This is a genomic window from Actinoplanes xinjiangensis (assembly GCF_003148685.1).
Classification (GTDB): domain Bacteria; phylum Actinomycetota; class Actinomycetes; order Mycobacteriales; family Micromonosporaceae; genus Actinoplanes; species Actinoplanes xinjiangensis.
This window is the reverse complement of sequence record NZ_QGGR01000021.1, coordinates 64,310-84,571: the sequence shown is the minus strand read 5'-3', so window position 1 is coordinate 84,571 and position 20,262 is coordinate 64,310. Positions and strand designations below refer to the sequence as shown.

The window sequence follows — 20,262 nt, the reverse complement described above, 5'->3', positions numbered from 1 at the left end:
CCCACAGCGTGCGGACCGTCCCCCACTCAGGTGGAGAAACCGGGGACGGCAGCCGGTGCCCGTACCGCCGTGATGGTGTCGGGCCGTGCTGATGAGAACCGGACTGACGGTGGCGATGCTGGCGACGCTCACGGGGCCGATGCCGTCGCCGGCGCCGGCCGTTGCGGTGGTGTCGGCCGGGGCCCGGCACACCTGCATGCTCGACGGTGACGGCCGAGCCTGGTGCTGGGGCGACAACGAGTACGGGCAACTGGGCGACGGCACCCAGCAGGACCAGGCGAAACCGGTGCCGGTGGCCGCTCCCGCCGGGGTGTCCTTCACCCGGCTCACCGTCGGCGGCGGGCACACCTGCGGGCTCGGCAGCGACGCCACGGCGTACTGCTGGGGTGATGGTACGGCGGGCCAGGTGGGCAACGTCCAGAGCGGCTGGTTCGTCGATCCCATGGCGGTGAAGGCCCCGGCCGGGGTGACCTTCGGGCAACTCGCCGCCGGAGGAGCGCACACCTGTGGCATCGGCAGCGACGACCGGACCTACTGCTGGGGTGACGGTGCGCACGGCCAGCGGGGCAACGACAGCACGGTGCTCCATGCGGGCATCGCCGTCGTGGAGACCCCGGCCGGTGTGACCCTCATCCGGATCGCCGCGGGGGAGCGGCACACCTGTGGCATCGGCAGCGACGGCAAGACCTACTGCTGGGGCGACGGCCGGACCACACCGGCCGTCGTGGACACCCCGCCGGGTGTGACGCTCACCCGGCTCCATGCCGGCGCCGGGCGCACCTGCGGTACCGGCAGCGACACCCGAACCTACTGCTGGACCTCCGGCCGGCCGCAACCGGCCGCGGTGCAGGCCCCGGCCGGGGTGACCTTCACCCAGGTCGACGCGGGCGGTGATCGGACGTGCGCCATCGGCAGCGACACCACGACGTACTGCTGGAACGACGGCCGGCCGCAACCGGCCGCCGTGGACACCCCGGACGGGGTGACCTTCACGCAGGTCGACGTCGGCGGCGAGCACACGTGCGCGGTCACCGGCGACGGCAGAACCTACTGCTGGGGTGTCGGCCGCGACGGCCGGCTCGGCAACGGCGACCTCGTGGACCAGCCGCGTCCGGTCAGGGTGACCCCGTCGCCGGTGCCCACCGCCCCGGCCCCGGCGCGACCGACGGTCGAACTGGTGGCCGGGCTCGCCCACACCTGCCTGCGCGACGACCGCGGTACGGCCTACTGCTGGGGCCGCAACGACGAAGGCGCGCTCGGCAACGGGAGCACCACGGACCGGGCCCGGCCGGCGGCGGTGAGCGCCCCCGCCGGAGTGACGTTCAGGCAGCTCGCCCCCGGCGGCTTCCACACCTGCGGCATCGGCAGCGACACGAGAACCTACTGCTGGGGTGCCGGCGATCACGGGCAACTGGGCAACGGCGGCACCATGCACCGGACCCGCCCGACGGCGGTCGACACACCCGGCGACGTGACCTTCACCGGGCTCGCCTCCGGCAAGGACCACACCTGCGCGATCGGCAGCGACACGAAGACCTACTGCTGGGGGACCGATTTCTTCGGCAACCTCGGCAACGGTGCAGCGCCGGAGCAGACCAGGCCGGCACCGGTGAAGGCGCCCGCGGGAGTGACGTTCACCCAGCTCACCGCTGGTGAATTTCACACGTGCGGGATCGGCCGGGACACGAAGACCTACTGCTGGGGCTCAGCCGGCGCGGTCGGCGACGGCGGTACGGAGCACCGGGAGGAGCCGGTGGCGGTCCGTGTGCCGCCCGCCGTGGCCTTCACTCAGATCGATGCGGGCTTCCATCACACCTGTGGACTCGGCGACGACTCCAGAATCTACTGCTGGGGCGACAACAGCTCCAGCAACCTCGGCGACGGCACCGACATCGATCGATCACGGCCGGTGCCGGTGAAAGCGCCCGCGGGATTCCGATTCATCCAGGTCAGCGCCGGCGGCTGGCACACCTGCGGGCTCACCGGCGACAACCGGGCATACTGCTGGGGCGCGGGCCTCTACGGCGTGCTCGGCAACGGCGGCGACGACAACGAACCATTGCCGGTGGCGGTGCTCGCCCCCTCGGGGGTGGCCTTCACCCGGCTGGCGGCAGGCGACTTCCACACCTGTGGGCTCGGCGACGACGGCAGAACCTACTGCTGGGGACCCGGCAGCAACGGTGAGCTGGGCAACAGTGACCACCTGCCCCAGTCGCGCCCGGTGCCGGTGAGCGCTCCGGCCCTGCCACCTGGGCGCGACTGACCGGTCACCCGGGCGGGCTATTCCACCAGACCGGCCCGGAACGCGGCGATGGCCAGCTGGACCCGGTTGGTGGCCGCGAGCTTCTCGAACAGCCGGGTGATGTGGCTCTTCACCGTGGCTTCGCTCATGTGCAGGGCAGCGGCGATGACGGCATTGGCATGACCGAGCCCGATCTGTACGAGCACCTCGCGCTCCCGCCCGGTCAGGGGGCGCAGCCTGTCGAGTGCCTCGGCCCGGACCCGCGACCGGTCCTCCGCGGTGAAACGGTGGATCACCTGACGGGTCACGCTCGGTGAGAGCATCGCGTCACCGGCGGCCGCGAGGCGGACGGCTCGCAGCAGATCGGCCGGTGGCGTGTCCTTCAGCAGGAATCCGGTGGCACCGGATTCCAGCGCCCGGAACACATCGTGATCGGTGTTGAACGTCGTCAGCACGATGACCGCGGGCGGTTGTGGCCTGGCCCGGATGGCCGCCGTCGCCTGAAGCCCATCGAGGCGGGGCATCCGGATGTCCATCAGCACGACGTCGGGCCGGTGCCGCTGCACGGCGTCCACCGCGGCCTGACCGTCACCGGCCTCGTCGACGACGGTCAGGTCGTCGGTCGTCTCCAGGATCATCCGCAGACCGGCCCGGACCAGTGCCTCGTCGTCGGCGAGCAGTACTGAGATCACGAGAGCTCCGATCGCGGGTCCAGCCAGGGTACGACGGCGGACAGCTGCCAGCCCGTCCCGGCCACCGGCCCGCTGTGCAGTGCGCCGCCGACCAACCGGATCCGCTCCGCCAGGCCCACCAGCCCGGTGCCGGAGCCGGGCAGGTCCATCGGCGTGGCACCCGCCCCGTTGTGGACGGACACGGCGACGCTCCCGTCCCCGGTACGGCCCACCGACACGGTCGTCAGCGCCCCGGGAGCGTGTTTGTGGGCATTGGTCAGGCCCTCCTGGACGATGCGGTACACGACCCGGGCGGTGGCCGCCGGCAGGTCGCCGGCCTCGTCGTGCAGCTCGACCGGGTGCCCCGCCCGGCGCGACGCCCCGACCAGTGCGCCCAGATCCGGGAACTGCCCGCCGGTGGCGGCGTCCGGTGCCGGTGCCACGTCGGTACGCAGAACGCCCAGCACCTCGCGGAGGTCCACCAGCGCCTCCCGGGCCGTGGTGCGGATCAGGACCGTGCCGTCCCGCAGTTTCGGGTCATCGGTGGCACGCAGCTCCAGCGCACCGGCGTACAGGGCGATGAGCGACACCTTATGGGCCAGGACGTCGTGCATCTCCCGGGCGATGCGGGTGCGTTCGGCGGCGCGCGCCCGATCGTCGCGGAGCAGCCGCTCGGCCTCGGCCCGCCGAGCCTGCTCCTGCAGCGACACCAGCAGCGCGTCGCGGGTGGCGAGGTTGATCCCGGCCAGCACCACCAGGCCGATCCCCAGGGGCGGGAAGAGGACGTCGTCCACGGTCACCCGCCCGGAGTCGAACCAGGACCACCCCACGTAACCGGCCCACACGGCGAGCCCGGACAGCCAGCCGCCGCGGCGTGGCGCATACCGGGCACCGGTGTAGAGCCCGATCAACAGCGGACCCGGGTTACCGGCCAGCGCGAACGTGCCCGCGCCGGCCACCGCCCCGGCCACCGGCCAGCGGCGGCGGAACCACATGGCCGCGCTGCCCAGTGCCCCGGCCACCGCCACGACCGGCCACGGCAGCGGCGACCAGGGTGTCTTGACCGCCAGCAGACTCAAGGCGAGACACACCAGCACCAGCGCGGCGTCGGTCAGCCCGGGGGCGGCGGCGAGCGTGCACCGTCGTCGCGCCGGAGGTGGTGTCTGCATGTCGGCAGCTTAGGCAACGCCGCCGACGCCGCGACTACGACTTTCGTCGACGATCCGGACCCGCCGGTTGCGTCTTTCGTGGGGCTCCGGAGCCGACCGCGCGGCGATGTGCCGGCGCACCGGTCCGCGGAAGGCTGGGCATCGTCCGCCAGCGATGAGATCCGAGGAGCACCACGATGAGAGCCCTGACCCGCCGGACACTGCTCAGTCTGCTCGTCGGCTGCGCGGCGGTACCGGCCGCCGCGCCCGCGCAGCCCGCCGGCGCCGCGCCGGCGGGCTGCCCGCCGGCCACGCAGGCCGCGGTGGCCGCGTTCTTCGACGGTGCCCTGCCCGGCCGGTTGACCGCCGACCGGGTGCCCGGGGCCGTGGTGTCGGTCGCCGCCGGTGGTGCCACGGCCTTCGCCAAGGGGTACGGGATGGCCGACACCGAACGCGCCGTGCCCTTCGACGCGTCACGTTCCCTGGTACGGATCGCCTCGATCTCCAAACTGTTCACGTGGACGGCGGTCATGCAGCAGGTGGAGGCCGGCCGGCTCGACCTGGACGCCGACGTGAACCGCTATCTCACCGGCTTTCGGGTGCCGGACACCTACGACCGGCCGGTGACGCTGCGGCACCTGATGAGCCACACCGCGGGCTTCGAGGACTTCATCACCGGCACCGGCGCGCGGGAGGCCGCGGACGTACCGCCGCTGGGCCGGTACCTGGCCGATCACATGCCCGCCCGGATCCGGCCACCCGGTGAGATCTCCGCCTACTCCAACTTCGGCGCCGCCCTGGCCGGCCACATCGTCAGCGAAGTCAGCGGTGAACCCTACGACCGGTACCTCCAACGGCACCTGCTCGACCCGCTCGGCATGACACACAGCACCGCCGCGGAACCGGTGCCGGCGGCCATGGCCGCCGATCTGGCCCGCAGCTACGACACCGATCTCACCCCGCCGAAGGTGTACCCGTTCACGTTCGACCGGATGCCGCCGGACGGCTCGGTGACCACCACCGCCGCGGACATGGCCCACTTCATGAACGCGCACCTGCACGAGGGCCGCCTCGGTGCCGGGCGGATCCTCACCCCGCAGACCACCGCGCGGATGCATCAGCGTTCGTTCACCGCCGACCCGCGTGTCGACGGCTACGCCCACGGCTTCAAGCAGCGCACCGTCAACGGGCACCGGGTCCTGATGCACGACGGCGGCTGGGAGGGCTTCACCAGCATCATGATGCTCGTGCCGGCCTGCGACCTCGGGTTGTTCATCTCGATGAACAGCCTCACCGGCGGCAGCCCGGACATGCAGGGACTCCTCGACTCCTTCTTCGACCGGTTCGCGCCGGAGCACGCCGTCGCCGATGGCCAGGAGCCGGCCGCCGACCGCGCCACCGTCGGTACCGCCCGGCCGGCGGAACCGCTGGCCGGGTTCTACAAGCCGGCCCGGCACAACGCGACCTCCTTCGAGAAGATCACCACGCTGCTCTCGCCGTCCCGCCTGGCCATCGACGATTCCGGCGCCGTCACCTTCCGGCAGAAGACGTGGACGCCGCAGAGTGACGGGCGGTATCAGGCCGCCGACGGCGACCGGCTGGTGTTCCTCGCCGGTACGGACGGCCGGCGTTACGTGGCCACCGACGGATCGGCGGCCGAGGCGATGTCGCGTGCCGAGACCCTTCCGGTCAACCTGGCGGTGCTCCTGATCTTCATCCTGCCGGTCCTCGGCGCGCCGGCACTGCCGATCGTCCGGCTCGTACGCCGGATCCGGCACCGGCCGGCCAAGACCACCCCCGCCTGGCGGCTGGCGCGCAGGCTGGCGGTCACTGCGGCGGTGCTCGGTGTGGTGTTCCTGGCCGGGCTGGTCATCATTCTGCTGACCCGGTCCGGCGAGTTCCTCTTCCACGTACCGCTGAGCTTCCGGCTGCTGCTGGGCGTGCCGGTCCTGGCGCTGACCGCGGCCGTCGCCGCGACGGGCCTGACCGTCACAGGCTGGCGCGGCAGCGGCGCCGGCGTGGCCGCCCGCGTCCACCAGGTGACCCTGCTGGCGGGGATGGTGGCGCTGACCTGGTTCCTGTGGCAGTGGAACCTGCTCGGCTGGCAGGGAATGTAGACCCTGCGCAACCAAGGAGCCCGGCCGAGGCGCCGTCGCCGGCGGGCCGCTCAGATCAGGGTCGCGGTGACCACGATCGCGGCGGCGACGCCGACGGCGACGAGCATCAGGGCCGCGGCGCCGGCGCCGGCCGCGAGACGGCCGGCGATGGTTCGGGCATCGATTCGGGCCGGCATTGCCGGGGAGTGCTGGACGGTGACGGCGTCCGAGTCGTCAAAGAAGATCACGCTGCGTAGGTTACGACACGGAAACCCTTTCGTAAAAACCCAGTTCAAGTGATGTCCAGCACCGCAATGCGGGCTGTCACCGAGTAGGAACAATACGTTCTGTCACCACTGTGGACGGCCCGGAGCCGGCGGTCGCTCTCCGGTCTCCGGCGTCGAGCAGAAGACTGCGCGGCCACTGCTCCCACCGTGCGCCGAGGACGTCGCGGGGCGGCCGTCCGGTACGGACGAACGTGGCGATGCTGTCGATCATCACCCCGGACAGCTGGAGCCGGCCCGGGGCGTTGCGGCGGCTGAACGCGAACGTGAACACTCCGCGGTCGAAGGTGCCGAACACGAACGGCAGATCCATGGCGTGGCTGGCGCCGTAGACGACGTCGAACGGCGCCGGCTCCTGGTTCCAGCCGAACCGGTAGTGGTACAGGTTTCTGTTCCCGGCGGCTCGCATCGAGTTCATCGAGTCGTTGGCGATGCCGGTGAAGATGGCGTCGGTCAGCTGTCGTGCCGTCTCGTTCCAGCCGCCGGGTGCGTCGACGGGCAGGTACCGGTCGTTGAGGAAGTCGCTCACCCCGTACGGCGAAGGTCTGTCGGGATCGAAGAGGTATTGGCGGGTGAAGCGTTCGTAGTCGCTCGGCCGGTAGGCGCCGACCAGGGCCCCGAACAGCTTGCCCTCCTCGAGGGTGTTACCGGCCAGGACCGGGATCCCGGCGAACCGTCCGGTCCGGATGGCGGCGTGGTAGTCGGTGGGCAGGACCGTGCCGTCGGCGATCACCGCGGGCGGGTCGCCGACGGCGGCGCCGCGGATCACCTGGGCGCGGATGACGTCGGCGGCGGGCAGTCGCCGCAGGCGGCGCACGTCCTCGTCGGGGTTGCCCGAGTCGCCGACGGCCGCGGTCACGAGGGCGTCGGCGTAGGTGCGGGCGCGTTCTCCGGTGGCGAACGACAGGCCGCCGCTGAGCGGGATCACCTTGTCGATCAGGCCTCTGGCCAGGGGCGACACCATCAGCGCCCAGACGTTGACGGCGCCCGCGGACTCACCCATGGCGGTCACGTTCGACGCGTCGCCGCCGAAGACCGCGGCGTTGCGGTGCACGAACCGCAGGGCCTCGATCTGGTCGAGCGTGCCGAAGTTGCCCGAGTCGTTGACCGGATCGCCGGTCTTGAGCTGGGGCAGGTCGAGCCACCCGAGGGAACCGAGCCGGTAGTTGACGGTGACGACCACGGCGTTGGCACGGCGGGCCAGGGCGTTGCCGTCGTACATCGGGTCGGCCGAGTAGCCGACCACGTTGCTGCCGCCGTGGATGAACACGATGATCGGCAGCTTCTTCTGCCCGGTCGCGGGACGGTAGACGTTGAGGGTCAGGCAGTCCTCGGCTCCGACGGGCCGGCCCAGGCCGTCGCGGATGTCGAGGCCGTAGTGCGGGCCGCTGGGGGCCGGGCTGAACAGACGACCCTGCTGGATGCAGCCGTCGCCGTACGCGGTGCTGTCGCGCACGCCCGTCCACCGCCGGTGGGTGAGCGGTGCGTGCCAGCGCAGGTCACCGACGGGCGGCTGCGCGTAGGGGATGCCCAGCCATGAATACGTTCCGGTGGACCGGCTGCGGTCGTTGCCGGTGATCGTGCCGAGGTCGGTGTGCCGGACCACGGCGCTGTCGTGCCGACCGGCCTGCGCCGGCGCGATCGGGGCGACCGCGAGTGCCAGGCCGAGCAGCCCGGAGAGGACGCGTCGGCCCGTCATCGGGCTTGCTCCAGGATCGGGCCGGCGGTGAGCTTGCGGTCCTCGGTGCGGATCGCGTAGGCCAGCAGCGGGAGCAGCAGCGTGCCGAGGACGGCGGCGCCCAGGAGCACGGCGTGACCGCCCGCCTCGCTGCCCAGGCCTTCGGCGTAGCCGTACAGATAGGGCCCGGTGAAGCCGCCGAGGAGACCGACCGTGTTGATGAACGCCAGTCCGGCGGCGGCCATCAGGCCGGTCATCCGTGCCATGGCCACCGACCAGTACAGCGGCAGGACGCCGATGAGCAGCATCATCGCGGCGTCGATGAGCAGGATGCGGGCGACGGCGCCGTCGGTGACGGTGTAGATCGCGGCCACCACGACGGTGGCGACCGTGACGCCGGTGAGGACGGTGAGCTCTCCGGCGGCCCGGCGGTGCAGCCAGGGGATCACCAGCACGCCGATGAGAGCGCCGATGCCGATGCTGCCGCTGACCACGCCGATGGTGAACGATCCCTCGACGCCGAGGCTCTGGACGATCGAGGGGAAGTTGTACTGGATCGCCACGCTGTTGATCTGGTTGGCGAAGTAGATCACCGCGAGCGCGAGGATGAAGGGCCGGCCGAACGCCACCATGAGGTTGCCCTTCAGGGAGGTGTGCGCCGGGGCGTCGCCGGCCGCGGCTCGTTCGTTGAGCACCGCGGCCTCCTGCTCCGACAGCCACGACGCGTCCGAGGGCCGGTCGGGTACCGTGCGCCAGAAGATGCCGGCGACCACGAGCGTGATCAGGCCTTCGATGAGGAACATCCACTGCCAGCCGTACATCCCGCCGGCGCCGTTCAGTTCCATGATCGCGCCGCCCAGCGGGGCGCCGAGCCCGAGGCCGGCGCAGACGGCCAGGTACAGGACCCCGACGACGCTGACCCGCTGCTTCTGGGAGAACCAGAGGGTGACCACGTACATCAGGGCCGGATACAGCCCGGCCTCGGCCGCGCCGAGCAGGAACCGCAGGATGTAGAAGGAGATCTCGCCCTGCACGAACATCATGCAGGCGCAGATCGTGCCCCAGGTGAGCGCGATGCGGGTGATCCAGCGGCGCGGCCCGACCCGGTACATGATCAGGTTGCTGGGCACCTCCAGCAGTGCGTAGCTCAGGAAGAAGATGCCGGCGCCGGCGCCGAAGGCCGCAGCGCTGATGCCGACGTCCGCGCCGAGCGCGGTCTTGGCGAGGCCGACGTTGGTACGGTCGACGAAGGCCATGAAGTAGACCAGGCACAGGATCGGCAGGAGTCGGAACGCCGCTCTACGGCTGGCACGCGCGTGTATCCGGTCGGGGTCTTCCCTCACGTCTACTCCTCTGTCAAGCGTTCTCCCCTATGTGGTCGCCATCACTGTAGGGAGCGGCTCACGCGCTTCAGAGGTGAGATTCATCCGCACTTGTCGGCGCTTCGGTGGAAGGAAGAACCACCGTCACCGAAGGACGGCGCGGCGTAGGCATTCCAGTCGGATCGCCAGCCGCAGCGGAAGGTCGTCGGTGGCCCGCCAGTCGTGCCCCAGCACGTCGGCGACCCGGTCGAGCCGCTTGAGCAGCGTGTTCAGGTGCACCCGGAGGGCGCCCGCGGTCCTGCGCAGGTTGCCGTCGTTGCCGAAGTAGGCGTCCAGGGTGGCCACCAGATCGGTCGACCGCCGGGCGTCGTAGTCCAGCAGCGGGCCGATCGCGTCGGCGAGGAAACGGTCGAGCTCGTCGCGGCGGTCGGCGTCGAAGGCCAGCGCGTACAGCGCGAACCGGTCGGTCGTGGTGCCCAGGTCCCGTGCCCCCAGATGCCGGACCACGGCGGTACAGCCGGTGGCCCGCGAGACCGCCCGGGCCCAGTCGTGCCCGGCGACGCGTTCGCAGACGACCGTGACGGGCCGGCCGCAGTCGGCGCGCAGACGCTGGTGGACGTTCTGCGCGAACACGCCCGCGTCCGCGGCCGGGGCGATCAGCACCGCGTGGCCGAGGTGTTCGCCCGCGAGGCCCGCCTCCTGCCGCGCGATCGCGTGCAGGTGCCGGACCAGGCGGGCCGCGGAGACACCGTCGGCACCGGCGACGGCCACCACGTTCAGCGCGTCGAGATCCACACCGCGGGACCGGGCGCGGGTACGCTGCGTCGCGCTCACCGGGGGACCGGCGACGATGAGTTCGGTGAGCAGCTCCCCGTTGAGCCGCTCGGCCGCGTCGGCCACCGCGTTGTCCTTGAGGATCAGCAACCCGACGACGTGGGTCGCCAGTTCCAGGCCACGCACGTCCACGTCCGACGGCTCCTGGCTGTGGCTCCACACCACCGTGCCCAGCAGGCTGTCACCGGCCCGGACCGTCGCCGCGCTGTGCCACCGGCCGTCGCGTCCCGGCGCCGTGACCGCCCGTCCCGTGACGCGGGCCTGCTCGACGACCCCTGCCACCTCGTCGCCGTCCGGCTGCCCGTGCGGCGGCGGTGCGGCCCCGCCGCGGGCCAGCGGGGCCCCACCGCCGTCGAGGATCTCGACCCGGCCGCCCATCTGGCCGGCGAGTTCGTCGGCCACCACCACCGGGCCGCCGCCGGCCAGGACGACACCGGTCAGCGCCTCGTGTACGGCCTGGGCCCGCCGCATCACCGCCATCTGCTCTTCGATGGTCCGGTAGGCCGACTGCAGCTCGGCCAGCGCGCTGCGGCTCTGCTCGTACAGCCGCGCGTTGTCCAGGGCGATCGCGGCGTGGTCGGCGAACGCACTGAGCAGGGCGATCTCGTCGGTGCGGAACCGGCGCCGGCTGCGGTGGGCGGCGAACAGGGCGCCGATCACCCGGTCGCGTACCAGCAGCGGCACCCCGAGCAGCGCGACCAGTCCCTCGCTGCCGACCACCGCGTCGAAATCGGGATCGTGGCGCAGGCGCCCGCCCTCGAAGTAGTGCTCGACCCAGTGCGCGGCCCGTGAATCGACGACCCTGCCGCCCAGTCCGGTGTGCGGCGGGATGCGCGCCGACCGGAACGCCGCCGAGATGGTGCCCTCGCTGGCCGTGATGCTCAACGTGCCGTCGTCGCCGAGCAGGGACAGGTAGGTGAAGTCCGTGCCGATCAGGTCGTGGGCGTGCCGCACGACGGATCCCAGCACGTCCTCGACATCGCCCAGCGCGGTCAGGGCCCGTGCCGTGGCGTACAGCGAGGCCAGCTCGCGTTCGCGTCCGGGCCGGGATCCGGCGTCCGTCGGTTCCAGCATGGGTAGATGTTTCCTCCACCTTCGACGCCGCAGATGGGGGTGCAGCGTACCTCCCTGCGTGCCTTTCCGGGCTTCTACGGTGGGCCGACCACGTGAGGGTCGAGGAGAGGGCTGGACATGGACGGGCTCATGCAGCCGCGGCCGTTGACGATCGCGCACCTGTTCGAGCGGGCCGAGACGCTGTTCGCCGACAAGCACGTCATCGACGCCGACGGGACCCCGACCTCCTACGGCGCGTGGGCGCACCGGGCACGCCGCCTGACGTCCGCGCTGACGGCGCTGGACGTCGCGCCCGGCGCCCGGGTCGCCACCCTGGCGGCCAACCACCGGCGGCACCTGGAGGTGTACGCCGCGGTCCCGATCAGCAAACGCGTCCTGCACACCCTCAACGTCCGGTTGCCGGCCGAGCACCTCGTCCACATCATCGAGCACGCCGGTGACGACGTCGTCTTCCTCGACCGGCGGCACCTGCCACTGATCGCGACGTGCCTGGACCGGCTGCCCGGCGTACGGCACTGGGTGGTCTTCCCCGACGGCACCGACCACGCCCTGCCGGACGCGCGGTTCCACCACTACGAGGATCTGATCACCGCGGCGCGGGCGTTCGAGGGCTCGTTCGAGGCGACCTTCAGCGGCCCGGAGGAGAACCTGGCGGCAGGCCTCTGCTACACCTCGGGGACGACCGGGCGTCCCAAGGGCGTGCTGTACAGCCATCGGTCGACGGTCCTGCACTGCCTGGGGACGATGGCGGCCGGGCTGATCGGCATCAGCGAACGTGACGTGGTGCTGCCGGTGGTGCCGATGTTCCATGCCAACGCGTGGGGGCTGCCCTACGGTGCCCTCATGGCGGGCGCGGATCTCGTACTGCCCGGCCCGTCGGCCGACCGCGTACACCTGGCGGACCTGATCGCCCGGCACCGGGTCACGGTGGCGGCCGCCGTGCCCACCGTCTGGACCGACCTGCTGCCCGCACTGGAGAACCGGGACTGCTCCTCGTTGCGTCTGCTGCTCGGCGGCGGGTCGGCGGTCACGCCGCAGCTGTCGGCGGCCTACGAGGCCGCCGTCGGCGTTCCCATCACCCACTCGTGGGGAATGACGGAGGTCAGCCCCGTCGGCGCGATCGGCGGTCTGCGCAGCCGGCACGACGACCTCGACGACGACGCCCGGCGGCATGTCGCGGCCGCGCAGGGCCGGCCCGCGCCGCTGGTGAACGTGCGCATCATGGACGTCGAGACCGGAGAGCGCCTGCCACACGACGGGCGCTCGGTCGGTGAGCTGCAGGTCGCCGGACCGTGGGTGGCCGGCGGCTACTTCGCGGGCGAGGGCGCCGACGGCTTCACCGCCGACGGCTGGCTGCACACCGGCGACCTCGCCACCGTCGACGAGCACGGCTACCTGCGGCTCGTCGACCGGATCAAGGACCTGATCAAGTCCGGCGGCGAATGGATCTCCTCGGTCGAGCTGGAGGCCGCCATCGCCACCCACCCGGACGTCGAACAGGTCGCCGTCGTGGCCCGCGACCATCCCCGCTGGGTGGAGCGCCCGGTCGCCTTCGTCGTCCTGCGCGCGGACTCGGACACGGCGGTGGAGCAGTTGCGGGAACACCTGTCCCGCCGGATCGCCTCGTGGTGGATGCCGGACGACTTCATCGTGCTCGACACCATTCCGCTGACGGGCACCGGCAAGCTGTTCAAACAGGCTCTCCGCGAGTCGCTGCGCCCGGCGTGACCGCGCGGCGCCCGGATTCCATCCGGACGCCGCGCGGCCCCCGTGCTGTCAGCCGATCGGTTCGATCCGGATGTTGCGGTAGCGGACGTTCGCGCCCGCGTCGTTGTGGTCCTGGAGGCGCAGCGGACCCGGCGCGGCGCTCTCGGCCGCACCTCCGCCGGTGGGCCCGTCGACGGCCACGTTGTTGTGGACGGTGACGCCGTTCCAGACGACGGTGACGCGGGCGTTCTCGGTCTTCGTGCCCGCGCTGTTGAAGCGGGCCGCCCGGAACGTGATGTCGTAGGTCTGCCAGGTCTCCGGTGCCCGGGCGGCGTTGCTGTCGGGCGCCTTCTTGAGGTAGATGCTGCCGGCCTCGTCGTTGCCGAGGGTGGTGTCGCCGTAGGAGTCCAGGACCTGGAGCTCGTAGCGGTCCTGGAGGTAGATGCCGCTGTTGCCGCGCTGCTGGCCGGTCACGTCCGGCGGCAGGGTGGGCTCCCACCACTCGACGTGCAGTTTGAAGTCGGTGAAGGTCTGCCGGGTACGGATGTCACCGCCGAGGACCTCCATCGACCCGCCGGACAGCGGCCAGCTCGCCGCGGTGCCGTCGGTCTTCTGCCAGGAGTCCAGGTCGTCGCCGTCGAACAGCACGACCGCCCCGGACCCGCCGCCCAGGGTCCAGTGCTGGCTGGCGGCGCCGACGTACTCCCAGATGTGTGCCTGGGTGCCGTCGGCGGAGCTGCCGTTGAGGGCGTCCAGCACCTTGCCGGACTGTGGGTTGAGGATCGAGCCGTTGGCCTGGGGCTGCCAGACCTGTGCCGCGGAGTTGTTGCAGGTCCACAGTCGTACCTTGGTGCCGTTGGCGGTGCCGCCGTTGTCGATGTCCAGGCACTTGCCGAGGGACCGGAAGCTGGTGCCGACGCGGCTCCAGCTCTGGGCACTGCTGTTGTTGCACGTCCAGAGCTGGATCTTGGTGCCGTCGGCGGTCCCGGCGTTGTCGACGTCCAGGCACTTGCCGGCGATACCGATGATCGGTCCGGCGCCGCCGCTGACGGTGATGGCGTCCAGGTTGACGTGGCCGTCGTCGCCGGTGTCGTACCGGTAGGCGATGGTGTTCGCGCCGGCGTTGAGCGGGATGCTCTCGGTCTTGGTGGTCCAGGTCGCCCAGGCGCCGGTGTCGGCCAGGCTGGTCTGCCCGACCTTGGTGCCGTTGGCGTACACGCTGATCTTCTTGGTGCCGGTGAACGGGTTGGGCCCGTTGGCGTAGCGCAGGGCGACGTCGTAGGTCCCGGCCGTGGCGACGTTGACGGTGAACGTCGTGGTCGCGCCGGCGGTGCCGTAACCGGCCACGAACCCGGAGCCGGTGTATCCGGCGTGTTCGGTGGCCACACCGGCGCCACCGGACAGGCCGGCGTTCTCCGCCTGGTAGGTGTTGCCGGTCGGCGGCGGGCCGCTGGTCAGCGAGTTGAGGGTGTACCAGGCCTCGGTGCTCCAGAGTGACTCGCCGGTTGCGGCCGAGAAGGGGCGCGGCGACCGTACGTGCACCACATGCCCGGCCTTGAGGCCGTCGATGGCGAGGGTGACCTTCTTGCGGTCCGTGGACAGGGTGGCCGAGGTGACGTTCAGCGCCTGTTCGTCGATCTTGGGACCGCCGTAGGCGGCGGTGGGCTGGTAGCGCCATTGCTTGGCCTGGTAGCGCGCCGCCAGGGCGTTGGCCGTCTCGGTGGACAGCGGTTTGGTGTACTCGAGTTCGAAGCCGCCGTTCTTGGCGCGCATGGCCAGGATGTCGAACGTGCTCGTGCCCTTGGGGCTCAGTTTCTGCAGGCCGTAGCTGAGTTTGCCGGCCTGTCCCCAGTTGCCGCCGGCGCCGAGGCCACCGGCGTAGATCGCCCCGTCGGGTCCGATGCTGAGCTCCGACACGCCCGCCTCGAGGCCCTGGGTGAGCCGGAACAGGGCACCCTGGTACTCGCCGTTGACCTTCTCCAGGTAGGCGCGCTGGATGCCGCCGTAGGTGACGTCACCGATCAGCAGTTGCCCGGCGAACACGCCGTCCTTGACCATCACCGGAGTGCTGGGGGAGTTGGCGATCTCGTTCTGCGGCAACCACAGTACGGGTGCGGTCACCGGCTTGGCGTCGAACGGGCCGGGCGGGGTCATGTAGTGGTTGAAGAAGCGGTCCTGCTTGATGTGCAGCAGTTTGGAGGAGGGCAGCCAGCCGCCCTGGTTGTCGGTGACGAACAGGCCGTTCTCCGGTCCCCAGCCGATGCCGTGCGGGGTGCGCAGGCCGCCGGCGACGTAGGAGACCGCGCCGGTGTCCTTGTTGACCTTGACGGTGGTGCCGCGGTTGGCGGCGGGCTGCGGGTTGGTGGTGTTGCCGCCGAGGTTGATCGACACCGACAGGTTGAGGTAGAAGTTCGGCGCGTCGTAGAGCAGGCCGAACGCGAATTCGTGGAAGTTCCCGCCGTACGGCCAGGTCGCGACGGTCTGGTACTGGTCGGTGACGCCGTCGCCGGTGGTGTCGACGAGCCGGGTGAGCCGTGCCTTCTCCGACACGTAGATCACGCCGTCGACGATCTTGAGGCCCATCGGTTCCTTGAGCCCGCCGGCGACCTTCTTGAGGGTCACGTTGCCGGGGCTCGTGGTGCCGGTCGTGTTGCCGAGGATGTGGACCTCGCCGGCCGAGGACGTGCCGGAGTCGTCGGCGCCACCCCAGGTGAGGAGCGCGAGACGTCCGTCGGGGAACCAGTCCATGCCGGTGACCTTGGGCTGGAAGGTGCCGGGACGCAGGTTGGTCAGGGTGTAGTCGGGATGCACCCCGGTCAGCGGCAGGCCGTCACCGGGGGAGTCGCCGGCGCTCTCGCACTCCTTGCGGCCGGGCGCGGTCACCCGGACGACACCGGCGTCGGTGCTCAGCGCCGAGTTGGGTATCAGGGTGAAGGCGGAGGCGCCCGGAGCACGCCATTCCAGGGTGAGCGCCTGCCCGCCGCCGCGTTCGAAGTAGTCGATGCGTAGCGGGTGGATGCCGGCGGCCAGGGTGATCGTGCCTTCCTTGGACGTCACCCCGTGCAGACCGTCGTGGTTGACCACCAGGGTGTCGGCGACGCTCAGGCGGGAGCCGTCGTCGCTGGTGAGGCGGAACGTGTAGGCGCCTGCCGCCGGGACGGTGACGTTGCCGAGGACCTGCGCGACGAAGTTGTCCTCGATGCCGAAGTCGCCGCCGGACCAGTTGACGGTCGGCATCAGCTTGTCGATGTTCGGGGTCTGGGCGGGCTTGAGGGTGCAGAGCCGGTCCAGGGCGGTCTGGACGTCGAAGATCCGCAGGGTCACGCCGGGCTCCTGCGGGGGCGGTGCGGCGTGGGCGGGCAGGGCGGTCAGCGCGCCCGCCGTGGCGGCGAGACCGAGGGTCAGGAGCAGGGAGAGGATTTTCGGGTACGGCCGGATGGGCATCCGTTCTCCTCGGGGGATGGAGGCGTACGGGGTGACGGAGGTGGATCCGTGGAACCCCGGTACGGCGTTACATGCCCGTAACGCGAAGGTGTGGTGCGCGTCACCGTAGGACTCCTTTCGTGCACTGGTCCAGATCTTCGAGGTGCGTGAACGGAACTTTCATCGACACATGCGAAAGTTGGTGGTTCTGAAACGAATTCACGATTCGCGCGCTTGACAACGCGCCGAAGAGTGTCGACTGTGAACGTTCTTTCCGGATCCCGAGGGGCATCGACACCGCCTGCCGGTGTATCAGGCCCGGCCCGGTCTCCTCCTCGGTTCGGTGCGCTGCCCGGGGTAACGGAAGCAAAGGGGACCAAGACTATGAACGAGCTCTTCCGAGATCGCCGCGGTCGAGCGCCCCGAGAATACGACGGCCGCGGCATCAAGGGCCAGCAGGACGCCAGGCAGATCCTGGGGCGCCGGCCGCTCGACGGTGTACGTATCGGTGAGGTCGACCCGCTGCCGCGGGATGCAGCGGGTGCTGCTGAGCCGGACCGGCTGCTACGGCGAGGCCCTGCACTTCTTCGGCGCCGCGATTCCACTGCTGGGCGCGGACCGGCACGTCACGGTGCCCGGCGCGCTGGCCGCGTTCGACGGTGCGGACCAGCCGTACCGGCGGCACGCTCCGGGATTCCTGCCGGTGCCGCACGCCGCCCGGGCGCGCGTCCTGCTCACCGCCGTGCCGTTCAGCTTGTCGGTCAACCGGAGCGGCGGGGATCGGTGCCCTTCTCGTCCGATCGAAAGCGGACCCTCCGAGTGCACGGATCTGCCGGTGACTGCTCGAGTCGCGGCACTGCGCCGAGGGCCCGCCACCCCTTACGGCTGGTCGCTGATGTCGTCGACCCATGCCGGTAGCGGCTCGCATGAGCTCAGCCAGTCGGCGGGTACGCCGGTCAGCCCCGTACGGGCGCCGATGATCCCGCCCACGATGGCGCAGGTGGTGTCGATGTCGCCGCCGGCCAGGGCGGTCGCCCACAGTGCCTCGGTGAGATCGTCGAGGTGGGCAGCGGCACACCAGATCGCGTACGGCACCGTGTCGACGGCCGAGATCTGCTTGCCGCAGCCGAGCATCCCGGCAACATGACGAGGATCGGACGATGACGCGATCCGGTCGGCGCGACGCAGCCGCGAGGCGACCTCGCTGTCCGGCACGCGATCGACGACCGCCGCGATGAACTCGTCGCCCGGGACGCCCCGCACGCTCAACGCCGCCGCTACCGCGACCGCCACGGCTCCCGCGGTGGCCTCGGGATGGGCGTGGGTGACTACCGCCGACCGGACCGCCTCGGACACCACCGTGTCGAGGTCGTCAGCGAACCACGCCCCGAGCGGAGCCACCCGCATCGCCGCACCGTTGCCCCACGACCCCATCCCGTCGAACTGGCGCCGGGTCACGGCCTCCCAGTCCTCGCCCTGGCCGATCGCCAGCAGGACGTCATGCATGGATGCCCCGTAACAGCGATACGGGTCGGCGGCGTAGGCGGCGGCGAACGCCGCGGCCAGAGCGTCCTGATCGACGCGGTCATGCCGGTCCAGGATCTGCAGCAGTGACAGCGCCATGGCGGTGTCGTCGGTCCAGAGCCACTCGCCGTCCTTGACCCAACGCTCAACCAGTGCCGTCTCCAGAACCTCGGCGGGACGGAAGAACCACGTCTCACCGAACGCGTCGCCCAATGCGAGACCCCGCATCGCCGACACCGCCGCTGTCCGATTCACCATCGGATGATGATCGCCCAATAGCTCCCGCGGTTCCACCGGGATTCGACCGGCGCGTGCCCGCTCGTGCCGCAAACAGCTTGTCGCCACCCGAACCGGCCCGATCGCCGGCGCCTGATCGCGCTGAGCCCGATGGGTTAAACATTGCCGACGTTCGATGTATCGTGGGAGCGCTCCCGCATCGCGTCCGCCCTCTGCTCAAGGAGCTGAACATGTCGCGACGGCGTCGTCGCCCGGCCTCCATGCCGGCCGGCCTGCTCGTTCTGGTCCTGTCCGCGCTGCTGTTGACCTCCGTGCCGACGGCCGGCACCGCCGCGGCCGGCACCACCGCCGGTGCACCCGGCAGCCGGGCGGTGCCGCTCACCGAGCTCACCGTGGCGACCGAGCAGGTGGCCTCCGGTCTTCAGCGCCCGATCGCGATCACCGGGCTGCCGGACGGCCGGATGCTGATCGCGGAGAAGGCCGGCACCGTCCGCGCCTACCACCCCGACACCGGGCTGGCGGCCGAGCCGGTGCTCGACCTGAGCGCCCGCATCGACTCGTCGGACAACGAGCGGGGCCTGCTCGGCATCACGCCCGCGCCGAACTTCGCACGGACCGGGATGCTCTACGTCGCCTACACGAGCCTGCCGGCCGGTGCGCTGACCCTGGCGCGGCTGCCCATCGGCGCCCCGCAGCGGCTGCAGGTACTGCTCACCCAGGAGCACGCCGAGTACGGCAACCACAACGGCGGGCAGGTCGCGTTCGGCCGCGACGGTTACCTCTACTGGTCCACCGGCGACGGCGGCCACGCGAACGACCCGTACAAGGCGGGTCAGGACCTCGGCACCCTGCTCGGCAAGATCGTGCGGATCGACGTCAACCGCGCCTGCGGGGCGAAGCCCTATTGCGTACCCTCCTCGAATCCGTTCGTCCGGACGCCGGGCGCGCGGCCGGAGATCTGGCTCTACGGGCTGCGCAATCCGTGGCGGTTCTCCGTCGACCCGGTCGACAACTCACTGTGGATCGGTGACGTCGGTCAGGGTCTGATCGAGGAGATCAACCACATCCGCCCGTGGCAGGGCGGGGCGAACCTCGGCTGGTCCTGCAAGGAGGGCACTCCGGTGTTCGACCCGGAGCAGTGCCGGCCGGGCGTGCGCTACGTCGATCCGGTCTTCGAGTACGAGCACTTCCTCACCGAGAGCTGCTCGGTGATCGGCGGCGTGGTGTACCGGGGGTCCCGGACCCCCGAGGCGCGGGGGACCTACGTCGCGAGCGACTACTGCGCGCCCCGCGTGTTCGCCGTGCGGCCCCAGCGTGACGGCACCTACGAGACTGCCACGATCGGCAACTTCCCCACGCAGCCGACCGCGATCGGGGCCGACGTGCACGGCGAGCTGTATGTGCTCAGCGACTACCCGGGATGGCTGAGCCGGGTGCGGTTCGAGCGCGTCCCGCCCGCCTCCGCGGGTCCGGCGACGCGCTGAGCGACCGCACGGCGGGAGGCGGCAGGCCGCGCGGACTGCGGGTCGTCCGGGGGAGTTCGCGCCCCGGACGGCCGCCGGCTCCCGGCGACCTCGTCGCCTTTCAGACGGCGGCGGGGTCGATGGTGAGCAGGCCGGCGAGTTGGCGCAGGATGGCGGGCCGGGCCCGGTAGTACACCCAGCTGCCGCGGCGTTCCGCGTCGACCAGGCCCGCTTCGCGCAGCGTCTTCAGGTGATGCGAGATGGTCGGCCCGGACAGGTCGAACGCCGGCGTCAGATCGCACACGCACACCTCGCCGCCCGCCGCGGACGCGATCATCGACATCAGCTGGAGCCGGACCGGATCTCCGAGCGCCTTGAACGCGGGCGCCAGCACCGTGGCGGTCTCCGCCGGGATGCGGCTCTGCGCCAGGGGCGGGCAGCACGGCGTGTCCGCGGTGAGATCGGTGAGCGCGGGCGACACGGCTGATTTCGACATACGTCTAGGTTGACACTCATCTAAACCGCGTGCAACCCTTGGTTTCGACAAACATCGAATTCG

Annotated in this window: 13 protein-coding genes; 4 read left to right on the top strand and 9 right to left on the bottom strand. The window is 71.1% G+C overall.

The genetic code is table 11. From position 1 onward, the window contains the following. Nucleotides 1–91 precede the first annotated feature (91 nt). On the top strand, nt 92–2,263 hold the full coding sequence (locus BC793_RS34960) for an RCC1 domain-containing protein (RefSeq protein ID WP_146246584.1): 2,172 nt from the start codon (nt 92–94) through the stop codon (nt 2,261–2,263). A 17-nt stretch (nt 2,264–2,280) separates the two neighbouring features. Here the strand turns inward: BC793_RS34960 and BC793_RS34955 are convergent, their stop codons facing one another. Both BC793_RS34955 and BC793_RS34950 read right to left on the bottom strand, forming a co-directional pair. Next, the gene (locus tag BC793_RS34955; RefSeq protein WP_109600400.1) at nt 2,281–2,934 is read right to left on the bottom strand and encodes a response regulator transcription factor; all 654 of its coding nucleotides are present in this window, start codon (nt 2,932–2,934) and stop codon (nt 2,281–2,283) included. Further along, nucleotides 2,931–4,082 (bottom strand): sensor histidine kinase, encoded by a 1,152-nt coding sequence (locus BC793_RS34950; RefSeq protein ID WP_109600398.1) that lies wholly within the window; start codon nt 4,080–4,082, stop codon nt 2,931–2,933. Before BC793_RS34950 ends, BC793_RS34955 begins: the two co-directional genes overlap by 4 nt. Nucleotides 4,083–4,258: 176 nt before the next feature. Between BC793_RS34950 and BC793_RS34945 the strand changes: the two genes are divergently transcribed. Beyond that, on the top strand, nt 4,259–6,178 hold the full coding sequence (locus tag BC793_RS34945; protein WP_109600397.1) for a serine hydrolase domain-containing protein: 1,920 nt from the start codon (nt 4,259–4,261) through the stop codon (nt 6,176–6,178). Between the two features lie 50 nt (nt 6,179–6,228). Here the strand turns inward: BC793_RS34945 and BC793_RS49875 are convergent, their stop codons facing one another. The 4 genes from BC793_RS49875 to BC793_RS34930 all read right to left on the bottom strand — a co-directional run bounded on the left by BC793_RS49875 (nt 6,229) and on the right by BC793_RS34930 (nt 11,349). Next, nucleotides 6,229–6,405: a hypothetical protein gene (locus BC793_RS49875; protein ID WP_158319450.1), complete on the bottom strand. Its 177-nt coding sequence runs from the start codon at nt 6,403–6,405 to the stop codon at nt 6,229–6,231. A gap of 76 nt (nt 6,406–6,481) precedes the next feature. Beyond that, a complete protein-coding gene (locus BC793_RS34940) occupies nt 6,482–8,140 on the bottom strand; it encodes a carboxylesterase/lipase family protein (RefSeq protein WP_109600395.1) in 1,659 nt (552 codons plus the stop codon). Beyond that, entirely contained in the window at nt 8,137–9,462 is a 1,326-nt protein-coding gene (locus BC793_RS34935; protein ID WP_109600393.1) for an MFS transporter, read from the bottom strand. The genes BC793_RS34940 and BC793_RS34935 overlap by 4 nt, the downstream gene beginning before the upstream one ends. 123 nt (nt 9,463–9,585) lie before the next feature. After that, nucleotides 9,586–11,349 (bottom strand): helix-turn-helix domain-containing protein, encoded by a 1,764-nt coding sequence (locus BC793_RS34930; RefSeq protein ID WP_109600391.1) that lies wholly within the window; start codon nt 11,347–11,349, stop codon nt 9,586–9,588. A gap of 117 nt (nt 11,350–11,466) precedes the next feature. On the opposite strand from BC793_RS34930, the gene BC793_RS34925 reads away from it, so the two are divergent. After that, nucleotides 11,467–13,077, top strand: coding sequence for a long-chain fatty acid--CoA ligase (locus BC793_RS34925; protein WP_109600389.1), 1,611 nt, complete (start codon nt 11,467–11,469; stop codon nt 13,075–13,077). A gap of 48 nt (nt 13,078–13,125) precedes the next feature. Here the strand turns inward: BC793_RS34925 and BC793_RS34920 are convergent, their stop codons facing one another. Together BC793_RS34920 and BC793_RS34915 are read right to left on the bottom strand one after the other, a co-directional pair. After that, complete coding sequence (locus BC793_RS34920; protein WP_109600387.1) at nt 13,126–16,500, bottom strand: 3-keto-alpha-glucoside-1,2-lyase-like domain-containing protein; 3,375 nt, start codon at nt 16,498–16,500, stop codon at nt 13,126–13,128. 858 nt (nt 16,501–17,358) lie between these two features. Beyond that, complete coding sequence (locus tag BC793_RS34915; RefSeq protein WP_109600549.1) at nt 17,359–18,261, bottom strand: ADP-ribosylglycohydrolase family protein; 903 nt, start codon at nt 18,259–18,261, stop codon at nt 17,359–17,361. Nucleotides 18,262–18,470: 209 nt separating this feature from the next. On the opposite strand from BC793_RS34915, the gene BC793_RS34910 reads away from it, so the two are divergent. Continuing rightward, nucleotides 18,471–19,724, top strand: coding sequence for a PQQ-dependent sugar dehydrogenase (locus BC793_RS34910; protein WP_109600547.1), 1,254 nt, complete (start codon nt 18,471–18,473; stop codon nt 19,722–19,724). 100 nt (nt 19,725–19,824) lie between these two features. Here the strand turns inward: BC793_RS34910 and BC793_RS34905 are convergent, their stop codons facing one another. Then, entirely contained in the window at nt 19,825–20,199 is a 375-nt protein-coding gene (locus tag BC793_RS34905) for an ArsR/SmtB family transcription factor (protein ID WP_109600385.1), read from the bottom strand. Nucleotides 20,200–20,262: the final 63 nt, after the last annotated feature.

Excerpts from the sequence above, each read along its gene's own strand:
- BC793_RS34960 (WP_146246584.1), top strand. The coding sequence starts at position 92 with ATGAGAACCGGACTGACGGTGGCGATGCTGGCGACGCTCACGGGGCCG.
- BC793_RS34950 (WP_109600398.1), bottom strand. The coding sequence starts at position 4,082 with ATGCAGACACCACCTCCGGCGCGACGACGGTGCACGCTCGCCGCCGCC.
- BC793_RS34945 (WP_109600397.1), top strand. The coding sequence starts at position 4,259 with ATGAGAGCCCTGACCCGCCGGACACTGCTCAGTCTGCTCGTCGGCTGC.
- BC793_RS34940 (WP_109600395.1), bottom strand. The coding sequence starts at position 8,140 with ATGACGGGCCGACGCGTCCTCTCCGGGCTGCTCGGCCTGGCACTCGCG.
- BC793_RS34930 (WP_109600391.1), bottom strand. The coding sequence starts at position 11,349 with ATGCTGGAACCGACGGACGCCGGATCCCGGCCCGGACGCGAACGCGAG.
- BC793_RS34925 (WP_109600389.1), top strand. The coding sequence starts at position 11,467 with ATGGACGGGCTCATGCAGCCGCGGCCGTTGACGATCGCGCACCTGTTC.
- BC793_RS34920 (WP_109600387.1), bottom strand. The coding sequence starts at position 16,500 with ATGCCCATCCGGCCGTACCCGAAAATCCTCTCCCTGCTCCTGACCCTC.
- BC793_RS34915 (WP_109600549.1), bottom strand. The coding sequence starts at position 18,261 with ATGGTGAATCGGACAGCGGCGGTGTCGGCGATGCGGGGTCTCGCATTG.
- BC793_RS34910 (WP_109600547.1), top strand. The coding sequence starts at position 18,471 with ATGTCGCGACGGCGTCGTCGCCCGGCCTCCATGCCGGCCGGCCTGCTC.
- BC793_RS34905 (WP_109600385.1), bottom strand. The coding sequence starts at position 20,199 with ATGTCGAAATCAGCCGTGTCGCCCGCGCTCACCGATCTCACCGCGGAC.